Raw genomic sequence first — 16,338 nt, 5'->3', positions numbered from 1 at the left:
AATTAGTTTACTCGCCATCAACCCCGGTAATAGGCTTGATGGTGCCCCAGCGACGGCAGCTAGGGCACTGCCACGCAAGGCCATCGCTGGCAAAGCCACAGCGGCGGCAGCGATGACGAGGCTTACCTTCTAAAAGCGCATTGGTATGGTGCTTTAACAGCAGCAAACGCGTGTCTGGTGGGTTTTTCCCGCTTAGGCGTTGGCTTTCATGATAAAGATCGATTAAGTAATCTAGCCCCCCTAAGCTTGGGGCCTCTCTAAGCCACTCGCCCGTTCGTTCAATGGCGCTATCTACGCCGTCTCTTTGATGAACATGCTCTCCTAAAGCGATAATAATGCTAGTGTATGGCGCCTGTCCCAGCAGTTGATAAAGGTGCGTTTCAAATCCTTGAGTATCGTTATTGCGCTCATAGGCATGCTTAAGGGCGGGCAGCATGGTGGGAATATGTGCAACATCCTGCTGGGGAATATGGTTCAGACGCTCGATGGCGCGTGTGTAATGCCCATTATCCATCTCCAGGTCGGCCAGGAGCAACGTCGCGCGGACGCATCGCTCATCCAGCTGAAGTGCTCTTTTTAAATGCTTGCGGGCGAGGGCTCGACTTGCTTGGTGTATCTCTTCCTGAGCGAGCTCACATAGCCAGTGAGCTGCGGGTCTGCACATAGCCGGCTGTTGTTTTAACAGCGATTGCGCTACGTCGAGCGCTTCCTGCCAGTCTTTTTCGCGCTCAAGTAAATCAATTAGTAGCCGCTTAGCTTCCTGGCGGTAAATTTCATTGACTGATTTATCCAGTAGCGCTCTTAGCATTCGCTGAGCGCGGTCATGCACGCCCAGCGCCATAAAGTCACGTGCTAGCTCAAGCTGAACATGTTCATTTGTGCTAGTGGAGAGGGCTGGACGAGCAAGTAGATTCTGATGAATGCTGACGGCTTTGTCTGCTTCTCCTCGTGCACGAAACAGTTTGCCAAGCGCGATGTGGGTTTCTACCGTATCGCTGTTTATGTCCAGAGCATTAACAAAGGTGTTGATGGCTTCGTCGGGCTGCTCATTAAGCAGGTAATTCAGCCCGACAAAGTATTCTCTCGATAAATCCGGTGAACGAGAGTCGTGTGTGTGCTGGCGGCGGCGGGAAGCGTAATGCACACCCAGGCCAAAGCCGATTGCAATGGCTGCCAACAGAACGCCTAGCAACACGGCATCATACATTTAAGCCAGTTCCTTAAGCTCCTGGGTGCGTAAGCGGTCTAACTCTTTACGTTGTTGCTTATTATGACGTTCGCTTCGTGCTAGTTGCGCTTTCAAGCGTACATAAACACCTAGCATGGCAAGCATGCCTAAGATAACGCCGAGAGCTAACGTTGCTAGCAGCCATACAGAGAGTGAAACAGGTGGCAGTTCTGCCCAAATCAGGTTTAAGGCAATGGTTTGTTGATTGTTGACGGCAAATAAAATGCCTACCAGTAGAACAACCAGCAATATGACGGCTAGAATCAGCCCTTTGATCCAACGCATGAGAGTTTCCTAGTCAGTGACATTCATAATGGCTCTATTGTGTATGAGTCGTGGCGCGGCGTCATCCCGTATAAGTCAGGTAACCAGATATGCTGCTAAAAACGCCGTGGTTGTGTAGCCTCGTTTAGTTCATTAATAGCCAAGTGCACGGCTTGTATCTACTTGCTCGCGCAACTCTTTGCCAGGTTTGAAGTGCGGTACGTACTTGCCGTCCAAGTCTACCGGATCCCCTGTTTTGGGATTGCGCCCAACACGCGGTTCTCGGTAGTGTAGCGAAAAGCTGCCGAACCCTCGGATCTCAACTCGTCCCCCGCTAGCAAGAGCATCGGTCATATCCTCTAGAATAATACGCACCGCCGTTTCTACTTCTTTGGCGGATAGCTCCGGTTGACGCATCGCAATTTGTTCGATTAATTCAGATTTGGTCATCGGTTGGCTCCCTGCGAACTTTAAAGGCCGTGATACGCTTGCGACCTCGATAACAACAGACTCAGCATACTGCGCATAACAGCATAAAACAATTCAGATAAAACAAGGTTCTAGAATGAATATCAGCATAGGCGAAGTGAGGCGCTGGCGCGACCCTGTGGCTTAGGTATACTGGCAGTTCATTTTGTTATCGGAGAGGCTGACGTTGAACGACGATACTTCCCCCGCAGCCGTACTGCGCAAACGGCTTTATTGGCACTCTCGCCGTGGCATGTGGGAGCTAGACCTGCTGCTGATTCCGTTTCTTGAGCACCGCTTTGATGAGTTGAGTGAAGATGAGCAGTTAGCTTATCAACGTTTAATCGAGGAAGAGGATCAGGATCTTTTTGGATGGCTGATGCGTCGTGAATGGCCCGAGGAGCCAGCGTTAAAGCGCATCGTACAGATGATCGTAGAACATGCAGAAAATACCGATAACTCTGCTTATCGCACGCTCTAGAATTCAATGCACTTTCCACACATTGTTGGCATTTGGATTGTGTGCAGTGACGGCATGGCTTGTTGACCCATTGATAGCAATACTTGGGGCCGTAGCAGCAGTACTGCTGCTACGGCAAGAGTATCGCTATCAACCTACTGGTGAGTTGCGGGTTATAAAAAACGGCTACCAGTTAAGCGCTCAGTGGTTGTCAGCAGAGGGAGAGCTTGAGAATGAACATCCCGTTCAAGCTGATTACGTAGGCCCTTGGTTAATCGGGCTTCATATCGGGCCGCAGCGGCTTTGGCTGTGGCCCGATAGTTTGTCAGCACACGATCAGCGGGCGCTGCGCCGTTTATGCCATAGTCCTGGGCGATAGATGTTCTAGTGATATCTCCGAAGCCGCTGTGTTTTTCTGATGTTCAGGCCAGTCGATAGAGTAATGCAACCCGCGTGACTCGTGTCTCTGAAGTGCTGCTAATACCGTCAACTTTGCAAGCCAAAGCGCTTGTTGCAGACGAACGCTTTCAGGGTGACGCTTCCCAGTAGTTTTCTCCAGTCCGTCCTTGAACACGTCGTTAAGCTGGGTCTCAAGTTCATTCAGCTCATCCCGAGCAATGGTTAGCCCCTGGTTGCTACGAACAATGGAAACGTACTGGCTCATGGTGGCGCGCAGTTGGCTACGAACACTAGCGAGGGTTGCCAAAGAAATAGATGAATCTTGGTTTAAAAGCGGCATAGTATCGAGACAGTCGCTTTGTAGACAGTCGCTTTGTAGCCAGTCGGGCTGTTCTGGTGCCGTCTTTGCCCGCTGCTCTGGTGTTAGCAAGTACTTTGCACAGCTTCTAGCGTATACCAGGCATTCCAGCAATGAATTGCTGGCCATGCGATTTGCGCCATGCAGCCCTGTGTATGCAACCTCACCAATCGCGTAGAGGTTGGTGACGCTGGTTGCCCCGTGATGGTCGGTTGCAACACCGCCGCAACTGTAGTGGGCAGCAGGAACCACTGGAATCGGTTGGCGTGCGATGTCAATCCCTCGAGAAGCGCAGTGAGCTAAAATAGTCGGGAAGTGATGACGGATAGCTGTTTCTCCAAGGTGGCTGATGTCTAACCACACATGTCCTTGGCTACTTTGCTGAATTTGTGAGTCGATGGCTCGGGCAACCACGTCTCTGGGTGCCAGTTCGGCGCGAGCATCAATATCGGGCATAAACCGGTGTCCGGCCTCATTTAGCAGATGCCCGCCTTCGCCTCGGACAGCTTCACTAATTAAAAAAGCAGGGCCTTCTGGATCAAATAGGCAGGTAGGGTGAAACTGTTGAAACTCAAGGTTCATGAGTTTGGCACCCAGTTCAGCAGCCATCACCATGCCTTCTCCGCTACTTGGCGAGGGGGTGGTGGTGTGGCGATAAAGGCCACTTGCACCGCCTGTTGCCAGTACGGTGTGCTTAGCAAGAAGTGCTTGTTGGTGTTGCTGGTGATCAATGCCTTTCGCGCCAACACAGCGGCCTTCAGTATCGCTGATTAAGTGCAGGATAGTTAAGTCGCTACGCTGAAAAATATTAGGGTGAGCCACCACTTTTTCGTGGAGCGTGTCGACTACCGCGCGGCCAGTCGCATCGTCAGCATGAATAATGCGGCGCGCGTTGTGGCCACCTTCCCGTGTTAAATGATAAGGGTAACGAGCGCTCGGGTCTGGGTCTGGCGTGAAAGGGACGCCGTTATCGATTAGCCACTGAATGGCGCTTGGGCCGTGAGTCACTGTAAACCGAACAGCGTCCTCATCACAAAGGCCATCGCCAGCAATTAAGGTATCCCGCACATGAGCGTCTAAATCGTCGTCTGGCGAGAGTACAGCGGCTATTCCGCCTTGCGCCCAGCGGCTGGCTCCCTGGTCGTCCAGAGCAGGCCTAACCAGAGTCACCGAAAGGTGGTCAGCAACTTCAAGGGCTAAGGTTAGGCCGGCGACGCCGCCGCCGATAATAAGTACGTCGGATGTTGGCGTGCTCATGGGGCCAGTTCCTCTTTTCACATTCAAACGCAATAGGTGCTAAACGCTTAACACGCTGTAAACAACAGCGTAAGGCATCATAGCGTGACTGCTGTGGATTGGCGATGAGAGTATGCGAGAAATTGCTTTAAGCGTATATAGATAGCGGTTAAGAATTGTGGTGTGATGTTTAGAGGGGAGCTAATGTGCAGCGGATCGAGCTATTGAATTAACGGATAAAATGCGAGAATTAATAAACTAGAAGTGCTGAGAAGAGAGCGAAAAGAAATGCTGTTATGTGCTTTCAGAGCAATTTAAACGCATGACATTCATAATTGCTTTAAAATATAGACAGGTTGGGGAGATGCTAACAAGCTATGGTGCCCGGAGCCGGACTTGAACCGGCACGGAGTTACCTCCGAGAGATTTTAAGTCTCTTGCGTCTACCAATTTCGCCATCCGGGCAGTGTATTGCGGGAATATTACTATTCATCGCCATACTCAAAATGGAGGCTGGAGTCGGAATCGAACCGGCGTACACGGAGTTGCAGTCCGCTGCATAACCACTCTGCCATCCAGCCTTACAAGTCGTTGGAGCGGGAAAGGAGATTCGATCGGACTGGCGTTCCAGCTCACGACCCTCTCTTGCTTTACCACGCTATCCAAGTTGGAGCGGGAAAGGAGATTCGAACTCCCGACCCTCGCCTTGGCAAGGCGATGCTCTACCACTGAGCTATTCCCGCTCGACTCGATGGCGAATTATACGCATCGCTACGAGCTTGTCAATTAATGAATTTATCTGAAGGTTAGTTGTGTAGAGAGTTGATTACATTGAGCGGCTCAAGTGAGGCCAGGCCGCTTTAAGGTACTGCGCCATTGACCACAGCGTAAGAATAGCTGCAGCGTAAAGAACCACGATGCCAATAAATGCAAACTGATGTCCGGGGGAGAAGGCCAGGAGTATGAGCAGGGCAACCATCTGCAGCGTTGTTTTAAGCTTTCCAATCCAAGAAACTGCGACCATGCCTCGCTTGCCCATTTCGGCCATCCATTCCCGCAATGCTGAAATGACAATTTCGCGGCCGATGATGACCAGTGCAGGCAGTGTTAATACCAGTGTGTCAAAGCGCTCAATGAGCAGCGCCAGTGCAACGACGACCATCAATTTATCCGCCACGGGATCAAGAAACGCGCCAAATGGCGTTGATTGATTCCAGCGGCGAGCTAAGTAGCCATCCAACCAGTCGGTGATAGATGCCAAGGCGAATAAGCCTGCAGCGACTGGCATACTCCAGTTGAATGGTAGGTAAAAAAGCACTACCAACAGTGGAATAAAAACGATCCTTGCCAGAGTAAGTATGTTGGGTATGTTCATCGCAGGGCGCGATCCTTGCCGGAGAATCATGGGAGACGGAGTACAGTGGGGGCCATTCTATCCCCCTTGATGCTTAGCATCCATGGTAACAGTAGGTTTATCCATTAAGAGATTGGTAAATTATTTCAGCGAGCGACGCATTGATGCCGGGAACGCGTGCCAACTCATCGCGACTAGCCTTCTGAACGCCCTGCAAGCCGCCGAAGAAGCGTAAGAGTTCGCGCCGTCTTTTTGGGCCTATGCCGGGAATGTCTTGCAGTGTTGAGGTGCGGCGCGCTTTGTCACGTTGGGCGCGGTGGCCTGCAATGGCAAAACGATGAGATTCATCGCGAATATGTTGAATTAGATGCAATGCAGGCGAAGCGGGGTCAAGGGGTAAGGGGTTGTCGGTGGTTTCCAGAAAAAGCGTTTCTAGCCCCGCTTTACGGGTGGATCCTTTGGCAACGCCGAGTAAAACGATATCGGTAACGGCCAGTTCGGTTAACACGCTGCGAGCCATGTTTAGCTGACCTTTGCCGCCATCGACGATCAAAATGTCAGGTGCTACTGCCTCACCACTTTTCACACGTTTGAGACGGCGGGTTAGTGCTTGTTGCATAGCCGCATAATCATCGCCGGCGGCAACGCCTTCAATACGGAAGTGGCGATAGTCACTCTTGCGAGGGCCTTGATGATCAAATACCACACAGGAAGCAACGGTTGCTTCTCCATGGCTGTGGCTAATGTCAAAACACTCTAGGCGCTCGGGCATTTTGTCTAACGAAAGTGCTTTTTGCAGTGCTTCAAAGCGCTGCGTCAGCTGTGTTTTGTTAGCCAGCTGCGAAGCAAGTTGTTGTTCGGCGTTCGTCATGGCCAGATGCTGCCACTGAGCGCGATGGCCGCGAACTTGGCTGGTAACGCGAATCCGTTTGCCTGCTTGCTGTGAAAGCGCCTCGGCGATCAGCGCACTATCTTCAAGTGGGTGGCTGGTAATTACTTCACTTGGTACGTTGTGCGGTTGGCCAAAATAATACTGGCTAACGACCTCTGTCAGCAGCATGTCAGGTGGCAGATCGAGGTCATTTTTAGGGGTGTGATGGCGAGCGCCCAATAAGCGGCCATCACGGACACTAAGTATTGATACGCCTAACGCGCCTGGCCGTTGGGCTAATGCAAAGACATCGGCATCACCGTTTTCATTATCGACAAACTGGCGTTGCTGTAACTGGCGCAGCTGTTGTATCTGATCGCGCAGCCTGGCTGCTTCTTCAAAATTTAATGCGCGGCTGGCTGTTTCCATTTCCTCGCTAAGCAGCTGAGTGACGTGCTCGCTTTTGCCCTCTAGGCACATCACCGCATGTTCAACATCGCGGCGGTAATCCGTTTCTGAAATGTAGTCGACGCAGGGCGCGCTACAGCGCTGAATTTGGTATTGCAAACATGGTCGAGAGCGGTGGGCAAAGACGCTATCTTCACAGTTACGGATGCGAAAGATTTTCTGCATCAGCGCTAGGCTTTCTCTTACCGCCCCGCTACTTGGATAAGGACCTAAGTAGCGGCCATCTCCTCTGCGCTGCCGCGCACGCTTGTATTCAAGCGCAGGGTAGGCGTGTCGGTCGGTCACAAATACGAAAGGATAGGATTTATCGTCTCTCAACAGAATGTTATACGGCGGACGCAGTTCTTTTATGAGCGTCTGCTCTAGCAGGAGTGCTTCGGTTTCACTGCGGGTAACGGTGATCTGAATGTCGGCAATTCGCGCCACCATCGCCTGGGTTTTAGTATTAAGCTGGCCACGGAAGTAGCTGGCAAGTCGAGCTTTCAGGCGCTTGGCTTTGCCAACATAAAGAGTGTTGCTGTGCTCGTCCAGCATCTTGTAAACACCGGGCGAGGCACTGACAGAGCTTAAAAACTGCTTGGCATCAAAGGTCATGGCTGGGTATCGGCGCTTCTAGGCAACAGAAGCTGCGATGGTAGGTCTATCCCAGGTTGGCGTCAAAGCCCTCGACCAAACCATGGCGCAGTGCCAAATGGGTAAGTTCTACATCCGTGGCAACATGTAGTTTGTCAAATAGCCGATAGCGATAGGTATTCACTGTTTTGGGACTAAGGTGCAAGCGGTCTGAAATGTCTTGAACGCGCTGGCAATTGACAACCATAAGGGCGATTTGTAGCTCTCGATGCGACAGGTGCCTAAACGGATTGTCTTCGTCAGTAAAATGGGAAAGCGCCAATCGTTGAGCGATTTCTTTACTGACGTAGCGCCTGCCATGAAAGACCTGGCGGATAGCGTCGGTCATTTCCGTTGGGTCAGCCCCTTTGCTAAGAAAGCCAATCGCACCTGCTTCTAGCATTAGCCGTAAGGCACTGTCTTCCATGTGAGCGGTTAAGATGAGTACTTTTACGTCTTCCATTGTTCTATGAATACGGCGAGTAGCTTCAAGCCCACCGATGCCGGGCATGCGGATATCCATTACGACAATATCAGGTTTTAAGCGACGGCACTGAGCTACTGCGTTTTCGCCATCGTCAACTTCACCCACGACTTTAATATCGCGCTCTTCGTTTAGCAGGTGAGCAATACTGGATCTCACCAGGTGATGATCATCGGCGATTAAAACTTTGATCAAGGTGCTGGCTCCTGCATAAAATCATCGTAGTGGTGGGCGAACGCCGCTTAGCACGACATGTTGCACGACATAGAGTGCCACAGCTCTCACCAAAGGAGAATTTAGTTGATGTTTGTTCATCATTAGCTTGACGCTAAGCAAAATACTAGCGTAATATTTTGCCCCCTGCTTCGGTAAGTAATTGAAGAAGTGAAGAGTTACGCACGTGGGGCCTTAGCTCAGCTGGGAGAGCGCAACACTGGCAGTGTTGAGGTCAGCGGTTCGATCCCGCTAGGCTCCACCATTTTTATAGGCTTGCCCTGTAAATTTTTAAAAAAAACTCAGAATTCAAACAAAACGCCCCGTTACCACTAGGTAACGGGGCGTTTTGTTTGGACGCTTCTGCGGATGGAAGCTCGTTCTAACAGACTATTAAGCTGATATTTTACCCAGTAGTAAAAACTCGATCAACGCCTTCTGGGCATGCAGTCGGTTCCCCGCTTCTTGCCATACGACAGCGCGCGGATCATCCAAGAGGGTGGTGCTGATTTCTTCGCCGCGGTGGGCAGGTAAGCAGTGTAAGAAAAGCACATCAGGTTGCGCGCTATCAAGCATTGCTTCGGTGACCTGGAAGCCTGCAAAGTCTGCTTCGCGCTTAGCCTGCTCTTCTTCTTGTCCCATGGATGCCCACACATCCGTAGTAATTAAGTCTGCTCCTTTGGCAGCCGCAATGGGGTCGTGAATCAACGTCACGCAGTCTCCAGAGGCTTCCATAATATCGGCACGAGGTTCATAACCTTTCGGACAGCAAACGCGCAGTTGAAAGCCAAACTGGCGTGCAGCGTTAATCCAGGAGTGACACATGTTATTGCCATCGCCAACCCAAACAGCCGTGCGTCCTTCGATGCTGCCACGCAGCTCAGTCCACGTCATCACATCTGCCAGCAGTTGGCAGGGGTGGTAGTCATCACTTAAGGCGTTAATGACGGGCACGCTGCTGGCGCTGGCGTAAGTTTCTAAACCTGCGTGTGAAAAGGTGCGAATCATCACTGCATCGACCATTTCGGACAGCACGCGGGCGGTATCTTCAATCGGTTCTCCGCGCCCTAGCTGGGTGTCGCGGGGAGAGAGAAACAGTGCGTGACCGCCAAACTGTGCCATGCCGGTTTCGAACGATACTCGGGTACGTGTAGATGATTTTTCAAAAATCATCGCCAGCGTGCGGTTGGGCAGAGGCGTATAGATGGGGCCGTAAGCCTTGAGCTCGGTCTTGATTTTAATCGCACGCTGAATCAGGTACGCCAGCTCATCTGGGGTTAAATCCAGCAAGGTTAAGAAATGGCGTGTCGCCATGATGGTATCTCTCCGCGCAAAAACACTATCCTAGCGATGCAGCAGGGGATGCGCAACGCGCTCGGCATGCGTAGAATGAGGTCCCACATGGTAAAGCCGAGTAGTTTGCTCAAGTATTAGCGTGCGCAGCTACAAAAGGTAATCTTCGGCTAGTAGGGTTAAAGCTAGTTAACGAATTGCGTAAACTGGCGATATAACATCACTTGTTTTAGGAGCACATCATGAGCACGACTGCCGAAAATATTCAGCGCCAAATTAGTGAAAACCCCATTCTTATTTACATGAAAGGTACGCCTCAGTTGCCGCAGTGTGGTTTTTCTGCACAAACGGTACAGGCGTTAATGGGCTGCGGTGAGCGTTTTGCCTTTGTTAACGTGCTGGACAATCCAGATGTTCGCGCTGAGCTACCGAAAATTGCTAACTGGCCAACTTTTCCGCAGCTTTGGGTGGAAGGCGAATTGGTTGGTGGTTGCGATATCGTGATTGAAATGCATCAAAGCGGTGAGCTTGAGAAGCTGATTAAAGAAGCCGCTCAGCGTGCAGGCACTGCCGAAAGTGGCGACAACGCATAACGTTTACTGCGCTACACCGCTTGGTCTAGTGGGTTGCCGGTCTAGTGGGTTGCCGGTCTATTGGGCTGAGCGGTTGGCGGGCTGCAGCACAGCCGCTAGAATGGTGTCTTTTTTCGCATCGACAGTTAGCCCGCCAAAGGAAGTAGTGCTCAATGAGCTATCAGGTTCTGGCCCGCAAATGGCGGCCGCGTACATTCCACGAGCTTGTGGGCCAGGCCCATGTTCAGCGCGCCTTGGTCAATGCCCTCGACCAGGGCCGTCTTCATCATGCCTACCTATTTACGGGTACTCGCGGTGTGGGCAAAACTACCCTTGCGCGTATCCTGGCCAAATGCCTTAACTGCACCGCGAATGGCCGCGGTGATGAAGGAATTACCTCAACGCCTTGTGGTCAGTGCGACAGCTGTCGGGCGATTGATGAAGGTCGGTTCGTTGACTTGATTGAGGTTGATGCTGCTTCGCGCACCAAGGTTGAAGATACCCGTGAGCTGCTCGACAACGTGCAGTACGCGCCAACGCAAGGGCGCTATAAGGTGTACCTAATTGACGAGGTACACATGCTGTCGACCAGCAGTTTTAATGCACTGCTTAAAACACTGGAAGAGCCGCCACCCCACGTGAAGTTTCTGCTGGCTACCACAGACCCGCAGAAACTGCCTGCCACCGTTCTATCCCGCTGTTTGCAGTTCACGCTTAAGCATATGCCCCCTGAGCGGGTGGTTGAGCACTTAACCTATGTGCTGGGTGAGGAGGGCGTTGAATATGATGAGAGTGCTCTGTGGCTGTTAGGCAAGGCCGCAGAAGGCTCTATGCGCGATGCGATGAGCTTAACTGACCAAGCGATTGCCTTTGGCCAAGGGGCGATTCGGCATGCGGATGTTGCTGCTATGCTCGGCACCTTAGATCATCGCCATGTGTTGGCACTGGTGGAAGCATTAGCTGATGTGGATGTTCAACGGCTGCTAACCGAGGTTGCGCAGTTATCGGAGCAAGGGCCTGATTTCGCCGCAGTGTTGGATGAATTAAGCGCCGTTTTGCATCGTTTGGCGGTGGCGCAGATGGTGCCAGATGCGGTGGATAACAGTCACGGTGATCGAGCGCTGATTCAGCAGTTAGCCAGCCGCTTTACTGCTGAGGATATTCAGCTTTATTACCAGATTGGCATTCAAGGGCGTGGTGACATGGTGCATGCACCTGACCTGCGCAGCGCACTGGAAATGACGTTGTTGCGTATGTTGGCGTTTCGCCCCCAAGGCGTACCCAAACCGTCTGCCACGCCACTTCCACTGCGCCGCGAACCCACCGGTAACGCTGAATCTCAAGAAGCGGTCTCTCAACAAGAAGCGGCCTCACACGAAGCTGTTTCGCAAACACTTGTTTCTGACAATAGCAGCGCAGCTGAGCCGGCCTCTACCCACGAGCCAGCGGCAAAAAAGCCTGAGCCTGCACTGCCAAGCAATCAGGTAACAACGCCTGAGTCAGCTGCGGTGCAGGCGAGTGGTGCAGCCCCTGCTCCAGCCGAAGAGTTAAACAAGCCTGACGGTATTTCTTCCAGCCAAGCGCCACCCTGGTCGCTTGACGAAGTAGAGAGTGCCGCCATGCTTTCTTCAGAGCCAGAGCCAGAGCCAGAGCCAGAGCCAGAGCCAGAGCCAGAGCCAGAGCCAGATTTTTCTAATAATTCTGTTAATGCTGCCAATACTCAGGAAGCTCTTGGTGATCGCCTCGACCATGTGGGATGGCTGGCATGCTTCAGTGCCCTTGGACTGGGGGGGCTTACGCGTAATCTAGCCGCGCACTGTCAGCTTGAAAGTGATGATGGCCATACGTTAGTGCTGCGCCTCGACCCAAGCCAATCTGCTATGCAGGCCGATGTGCACAACAGCCGTATTGAACGAGCGCTAAGCAGTTATGGTCTACCTCGGCGTATCGAGTTCGTCGTGGCTGACTTGGTGTCTGAACTTGAAACACCGCGTCAGCAAGAAGAGCGCCAGCAGAAAGAGCGTCATTCATTGGCTGTTGATCTATTACACCGCGACCCCAATATACAGAAGCTGCAGCAGGCATTTGGGGCTACTCTCATTGAGTCAACCGTTAAACCCGCGTCTGACAGACGTTCCTAGTCTTGGATGATTGACTCGCGATTCTTATATTTTTGTTTCTTTAGGAGATAACCGCATGTTTAAAGGTGGAATGGGCAACATAATGAAACAAGCCCAAGAAATGCAGGAGAAGATGCAGCAGGTTCAAGAAGAAGCTGCGAAAGCTGAAGTGCATGGCGAAGCGGGTGCCGGTATGGTGAAAATCACCATGAATGGTCGCCACGATGTTACCAATGTCACCATTGATCCTAGCGTGCTTGAAGAAGACAAAGAGCTTTTGGAAGACCTTCTGGCTGCTGCCGTGAATGACGCTGTTCGCAAAGTGGAAGCAAACTCCAAAGCGAAGATGGAAGAAGCAACGGCAGGCTTAAACTTGCCGCCCGGCTTTAAGATGCCGTTCTAAACCATGCGCTTTTCCCCGCTTGTTGAACAACTGATGGACGCGTTTCGCGTACTTCCAGGTGTCGGTCCGAAAACGGCCCAACGAATGGCCATGCACTTGTTAGAGCGAGAGCGCCCAGGCGGGCAGCGGTTGGCCGCGGTAATTCAGCGGGCCATTGAAGAAGTTGGTTATTGCCAGCGCTGCCGCACGTTGACCGAAGCGGAAACCTGCGCGCTGTGTGAAAGCGCTCGCCGTGACGATTCACTCTTGTGTGTTGTGGAGTCACCTGCTGATCAGTTGGCTATTGAAGAGGCGGGTGGCTTCCAGGGGCGCTACTTTGTGTTGCACGGTCATCTGTCTCCGTTGGATGGCATTGGCCCCGATGCGATTGGTCTGGATTTGCTGGAAAGCCGCGTTGCGGAAGGCAACATTCGCGAAGTGGTGCTTGCCACCAATCCCACGGTGGAGGGTGAAGCGACGGCGCACTTTATTGCCGCCCAACTTGCTCACTATGGCGTTTCTTTCTCTCGTCTCGCCTATGGTGTGCCCATGGGCGGAGAGCTTGAGTATGTAGACGGTGGTACGCTAAGCCGCGCCTTTAATGGTCGCCAGCCTTTCGCCAGCGATTGACTCTTATAAAAACGCAAGCGCTTTTGCGATTGTGCCAACCCGGAAGCTTGCTTTGTCCTCTTTAGCCCCCTCGTTGTATCAGTGGATTGATAGTGCCGATGCCTTAGATGCTGCTTGCAAGCAAGTCGCCGGTGCCAATGTCATTGCCTTAGACACGGAATTTTTCCGTGAAAACACGTTTTTCCCGGTGCCAGCACTTATCCAGTTCACCACCGGTGAGATGGCGTATTTAGTTGATCCGTTAAGTACGCCTTGCACCGAAGCTTTTCGCGATTTGTTGCAAAACAGTGCAATCAAGCTACTGCATGCTTGCAGCGAAGATTTAGAGGTTTTCCAGCATTGGGCTGGTGTATTGCCGGCGCCCCTTGTAGACACGCAAGTAGCGCAGGCCTTTTTAGGTGAAATCCCCGGCATGGGCTATCAAAAACTGGTAGAGCACTGGATGGGGGAAACGCTACCTAAAGAGGAGACGCGTTCAAACTGGTTAGAGCGTCCCTTAACGCCTTCCCAGTGTGAATATGCGGCGTTAGACGTTATCTATTTACTGAAGGTTTGGGGATTTCAAGCTGAAAAGCTTGAGCAGCTGGGACGGCGCGTATGGCTTGACGATGAGTGCGCTAGCCTTATCGAGCAGGCGGGCCGCAGTGTCGAAAGCGATGGTCAATGGTATACCCGCCAGCGGCAGCTGTGGCGCCTTGAGCCTCATCAGCTTGAAGCTTATCGCTTAATGACCATTTGGCGTGAAGGGGAAACCCGCCGCCGGGATTTGCCGCGTAATTGGTTAGTTAGCGATAAGCTGCTGTTTGCTGTGGCAGAAAAAATGCCTAAAAATCGTTATGAGCTAGCAGAGATTGAGGGTGTTAAGCCGCCGCTGGTTAAGAAAGAGGGCGATACGCTATTGGCATTGGTTAAGCAGGCTCAGCATTGTTCTAACGATGATTTGCCAGCGCGCTGGCCAGACCCGATGCACCCTTCATTTAAACGGCGCTTTAAAGCACTTAAAAAAGTAGTGACAGAGAAAGCGGCTGAGCTGCAAGTCGCGCCTGAGATGTTGCTGCGGCGTCGGGATATTGAGGCGCTTGTGATGCAGCAGCTCGCTAATCAGCCATTAACCACTCCTGGTGGTTGGCGCCATGCGTATTTAACTCAAGAAATTCATCAGGCGCTGGAGGAGTCATCGTAATGAGTGAGAAACTGCTTTGTGAGATTTTTAAAAGCTCACGTAAAGACGAAATGTATCTCTACGTTGACAAGCGCAAAGGAATGTCGTCAGTGCCAGAAGCATTGATGGAAACGTTCGGTAAGCCAGTGCCAGTACTTACTATGATACTGACGGCCGAAAAGACGTTAGCTCGGGTTAACGTTGCCGATGTGATGGCATCCATTCAAGAGCAAGGCTTTTACCTGCAGATGCCGCCTGCTAAAGAGCCCTATTTACTAGACGTTCATCGCGCACTGGCGGCTAACCGCGAATGAACGTTTTGTCATGAACTCTTTGCTATGAACCCTTTGCTATGAACTCTTTGCTATGAACTTTCTTGCCCATGCTTGGCTTTCCCATCCTGGTAGTGATGAGTTTCTTTACGGAAATCTGATTGCTGACGGTGTGAAGGGGCAGGACTTGACGGCTTGGCCGCCAGACGTTGCTGGTGGCATCCGTCATCATCGCCGGGTAGATGCTTGGATTGATCGACACCCTAACGTTTTAGAGGCAAAGCGGCGTGCGCCAGCAGCTCAACGGCGCTATGTTGGTATCGCGTTAGACATTGTGTGGGATCATTTCCTTGCTCGCCAGCAGGCGGGTGAGCAGCAACATCAGCTAATCGAGCGTTGCTATCAGTTGTTACAGGCTTGGCCTGCGCCGCAGCGGCTATCTACTATGATGCCGTTGATGGTTAAGCATGATTGGTTGCACCGTTACGCTGATTTTGACTTTACCTGTCGTGCAGTAGCGGGTGTTGGTCAGCGGCTATCGGGGCCTAACCGCTTAGCTGAGTTAGTGCCTTGGCTTTACGAAGACTACCCTTGCTTATCAGCCGACTTCACAGTGCTATGGCAAGAGTGTCGTGACACACTAACCAGCAGCGGTGGCACTGAGGGAAATTGTTCCGACATGTTGAAAGTAAAGGGAAGCAGTAATGGTGACCGCTATGCGTGAGCGCTTTTGGGAAAGATATTCACTGGAAGAGCTAACACCTCAAGAGTGGGAGGCGTTATGCGACGGCTGCGGCCAATGTTGCTTGTTGAAGCTCCACGACGATGACACGCAAGAATTGGCGGTTCTTAACGTTGCTTGCCGGTTGCTGGATATTCACAGTTGCCGGTGCAGTGACTATGAAAATCGCTTCGATAGCGTACCCGACTGTACTCAGCTAACGCCTGAACTCGTTAAAGAGTTTACTTGGCTGCCACAGACCTGTGGCTATCGGCGTGTTGCCGAGGGACGCAAGCTAGCTGGATGGCATCCGCTGCTGAGTAATGATGCTGAGCGCGTTCACCGTAAAGGCGTAAGCGTAAGAAGCTTTGCAGTTTCTCAGGACGACGTACCAGAACGCTTACTGGAAGAACATATTATTGCTGTATTGCCGATGTCCTAAACTCGGCAGTAGCCCTCCCTGGCACTTAATAACCGCTAGCTAATGGTAAAACGTTAGTTGGCGGTTTTGCTTTTAGTGCTATCCCAAATGGTTAAAAACGCTTCTTTGAACGGAGAGGGTCGTGGCTTTGCGGTACTTTCACGCGTGCCCGACTGACGGGGTAACGCTAATGCTTTTGGCTGGGTATCCCAAATGGTTGGAAACTGTTCTTGATAGTTCATGATTTGCTCCTAGGCCTTTTAATTAGACATTTGTCTACATAGCGTATGAGCAGTATGGCGTAGAAATTAATTTATGGAAAGTATTTCCATAAATTAATTTCTTGCAAA

19 protein-coding genes and 4 tRNA genes are annotated in these 16,338 nt (G+C 51.7%); 11 read left to right on the top strand and 12 right to left on the bottom strand.

Annotated elements, in window-relative coordinates:
- Positions 1 to 7: 7 nt before the first annotated feature.
- The 3 genes from lapB to ELY33_RS01665 all read right to left on the bottom strand — a co-directional run bounded on the left by lapB (position 8) and on the right by ELY33_RS01665 (position 1,942).
- Complete coding sequence (lapB, locus tag ELY33_RS01675; protein WP_126942974.1) at positions 8 to 1,207, bottom strand: lipopolysaccharide assembly protein LapB; 1,200 nt, start codon at positions 1,205 to 1,207, stop codon at positions 8 to 10.
- Complete coding sequence (locus ELY33_RS01670; RefSeq protein WP_009722714.1) at positions 1,208 to 1,513, bottom strand: lipopolysaccharide assembly protein LapA domain-containing protein; 306 nt, start codon at positions 1,511 to 1,513, stop codon at positions 1,208 to 1,210.
- 132 nt (positions 1,514 to 1,645) lie between these two features.
- Positions 1,646 to 1,942 (bottom strand): integration host factor subunit beta, encoded by a 297-nt coding sequence (locus ELY33_RS01665; protein WP_126942971.1) that lies wholly within the window; start codon positions 1,940 to 1,942, stop codon positions 1,646 to 1,648.
- A gap of 205 nt (positions 1,943 to 2,147) precedes the next feature.
- Here ELY33_RS01665 and ELY33_RS01660 point away from each other — a divergent pair, with 205 nt between their 5' ends.
- Both ELY33_RS01660 and ELY33_RS01655 read left to right on the top strand, forming a co-directional pair.
- Complete coding sequence (locus ELY33_RS01660; protein WP_126942968.1) at positions 2,148 to 2,441, top strand: FAD assembly factor SdhE; 294 nt, start codon at positions 2,148 to 2,150, stop codon at positions 2,439 to 2,441.
- 46 nt (positions 2,442 to 2,487) lie between these two features.
- On the top strand, positions 2,488 to 2,799 hold the full coding sequence (locus tag ELY33_RS01655; RefSeq protein WP_244208540.1) for a hypothetical protein: 312 nt from the start codon (positions 2,488 to 2,490) through the stop codon (positions 2,797 to 2,799).
- Here ELY33_RS01655 and nadB read toward each other — a convergent pair.
- From nadB to uvrY, 7 genes are all read right to left on the bottom strand, one after another.
- Positions 2,776 to 4,434 carry an L-aspartate oxidase gene (gene nadB, locus ELY33_RS01650; protein ID WP_126942965.1) on the bottom strand — a complete coding sequence of 553 codons (1,659 nt, stop codon included), beginning with the start codon at positions 4,432 to 4,434 and terminating at the stop codon, positions 2,776 to 2,778. The genes ELY33_RS01655 and nadB overlap by 24 nt on opposite strands.
- 357 nt (positions 4,435 to 4,791) lie before the next feature.
- A tRNA-Leu gene (locus tag ELY33_RS01645) sits at positions 4,792 to 4,878 on the bottom strand.
- A 42-nt stretch (positions 4,879 to 4,920) separates the two neighbouring features.
- Positions 4,921 to 4,994: transfer RNA gene (locus tag ELY33_RS01640), tRNA-Cys, on the bottom strand.
- Between the two features lie 87 nt (positions 4,995 to 5,081).
- Positions 5,082 to 5,156: transfer RNA gene (locus ELY33_RS01635), tRNA-Gly, on the bottom strand.
- A gap of 83 nt (positions 5,157 to 5,239) precedes the next feature.
- Positions 5,240 to 5,788: a CDP-diacylglycerol--glycerol-3-phosphate 3-phosphatidyltransferase gene (gene pgsA / locus ELY33_RS01630; protein WP_126942962.1), complete on the bottom strand. Its 549-nt coding sequence runs from the start codon at positions 5,786 to 5,788 to the stop codon at positions 5,240 to 5,242.
- A 97-nt stretch (positions 5,789 to 5,885) separates the two neighbouring features.
- Positions 5,886 to 7,700: an excinuclease ABC subunit UvrC gene (gene uvrC, locus ELY33_RS01625; RefSeq protein ID WP_126942959.1), complete on the bottom strand. Its 1,815-nt coding sequence runs from the start codon at positions 7,698 to 7,700 to the stop codon at positions 5,886 to 5,888.
- Positions 7,701 to 7,746: 46 nt separating this feature from the next.
- On the bottom strand, positions 7,747 to 8,397 hold the full coding sequence (gene uvrY, locus ELY33_RS01620) for a UvrY/SirA/GacA family response regulator transcription factor (protein WP_126942955.1): 651 nt from the start codon (positions 8,395 to 8,397) through the stop codon (positions 7,747 to 7,749).
- Between the two features lie 207 nt (positions 8,398 to 8,604).
- Here uvrY and ELY33_RS01615 point away from each other — a divergent pair.
- A tRNA-Ala gene (locus tag ELY33_RS01615) sits at positions 8,605 to 8,680 on the top strand.
- A 128-nt stretch (positions 8,681 to 8,808) separates the two neighbouring features.
- Here the strand turns inward: ELY33_RS01615 and argF are convergent.
- Positions 8,809 to 9,729, bottom strand: a complete 921-nt coding sequence (gene argF, locus ELY33_RS01610; RefSeq protein ID WP_126942952.1) for an ornithine carbamoyltransferase — start codon at positions 9,727 to 9,729, stop codon at positions 8,809 to 8,811.
- Between the two features lie 221 nt (positions 9,730 to 9,950).
- Between argF and grxD the strand changes: the two genes are divergently transcribed.
- The 8 genes from grxD (at position 9,951) to ELY33_RS01570 (ending at position 16,009) form a co-directional block, all read left to right on the top strand.
- A complete protein-coding gene (gene grxD, locus ELY33_RS01605; RefSeq protein ID WP_126942949.1) occupies positions 9,951 to 10,301 on the top strand; it encodes a Grx4 family monothiol glutaredoxin in 351 nt (116 codons plus the stop codon).
- 152 nt (positions 10,302 to 10,453) lie between these two features.
- Positions 10,454 to 12,421, top strand: coding sequence for a DNA polymerase III subunit gamma/tau (dnaX, locus tag ELY33_RS01600; protein ID WP_126942947.1), 1,968 nt, complete (start codon positions 10,454 to 10,456; stop codon positions 12,419 to 12,421).
- A 55-nt stretch (positions 12,422 to 12,476) separates the two neighbouring features.
- The gene (locus ELY33_RS01595; RefSeq protein WP_009722726.1) at positions 12,477 to 12,803 is read left to right on the top strand and encodes a YbaB/EbfC family nucleoid-associated protein; all 327 of its coding nucleotides are present in this window, start codon (positions 12,477 to 12,479) and stop codon (positions 12,801 to 12,803) included.
- 3 nt (positions 12,804 to 12,806) lie between these two features.
- A complete protein-coding gene (gene recR, locus ELY33_RS01590) occupies positions 12,807 to 13,412 on the top strand; it encodes a recombination mediator RecR (protein WP_126942944.1) in 606 nt (201 codons plus the stop codon).
- Positions 13,413 to 13,464: 52 nt separating this feature from the next.
- A complete protein-coding gene (rnd, locus tag ELY33_RS01585; protein ID WP_126942941.1) occupies positions 13,465 to 14,595 on the top strand; it encodes a ribonuclease D in 1,131 nt (376 codons plus the stop codon).
- Positions 14,595 to 14,888: a YcgL domain-containing protein gene (locus tag ELY33_RS01580; RefSeq protein WP_126942938.1), complete on the top strand. Its 294-nt coding sequence runs from the start codon at positions 14,595 to 14,597 to the stop codon at positions 14,886 to 14,888. The genes rnd and ELY33_RS01580 overlap by 1 nt, the downstream gene beginning before the upstream one ends.
- Positions 14,889 to 14,940: 52 nt before the next feature.
- Positions 14,941 to 15,570 carry an acyl carrier protein phosphodiesterase gene (locus ELY33_RS01575; protein WP_244208539.1) on the top strand — a complete coding sequence of 210 codons (630 nt, stop codon included), beginning with the start codon at positions 14,941 to 14,943 and terminating at the stop codon, positions 15,568 to 15,570.
- On the top strand, positions 15,551 to 16,009 hold the full coding sequence (locus ELY33_RS01570) for a YcgN family cysteine cluster protein (RefSeq protein WP_126942935.1): 459 nt from the start codon (positions 15,551 to 15,553) through the stop codon (positions 16,007 to 16,009). Before ELY33_RS01575 ends, ELY33_RS01570 begins: the two co-directional genes overlap by 20 nt.
- 53 nt (positions 16,010 to 16,062) lie before the next feature.
- Here ELY33_RS01570 and ELY33_RS17770 read toward each other — a convergent pair whose 3' ends face one another.
- Positions 16,063 to 16,230, bottom strand: a complete 168-nt coding sequence (locus ELY33_RS17770) for a hypothetical protein (protein WP_167470026.1) — start codon at positions 16,228 to 16,230, stop codon at positions 16,063 to 16,065.
- Positions 16,231 to 16,338 lie beyond the last annotated feature (108 nt).

The sequence above is a fragment of the Vreelandella andesensis genome (assembly GCF_003989795.1).
Classification (GTDB): Bacteria; Pseudomonadota; Gammaproteobacteria; order Pseudomonadales; family Halomonadaceae; genus Vreelandella; species Vreelandella andesensis.
This window is presented reverse-complemented; position numbering and strand designations above follow the sequence as displayed.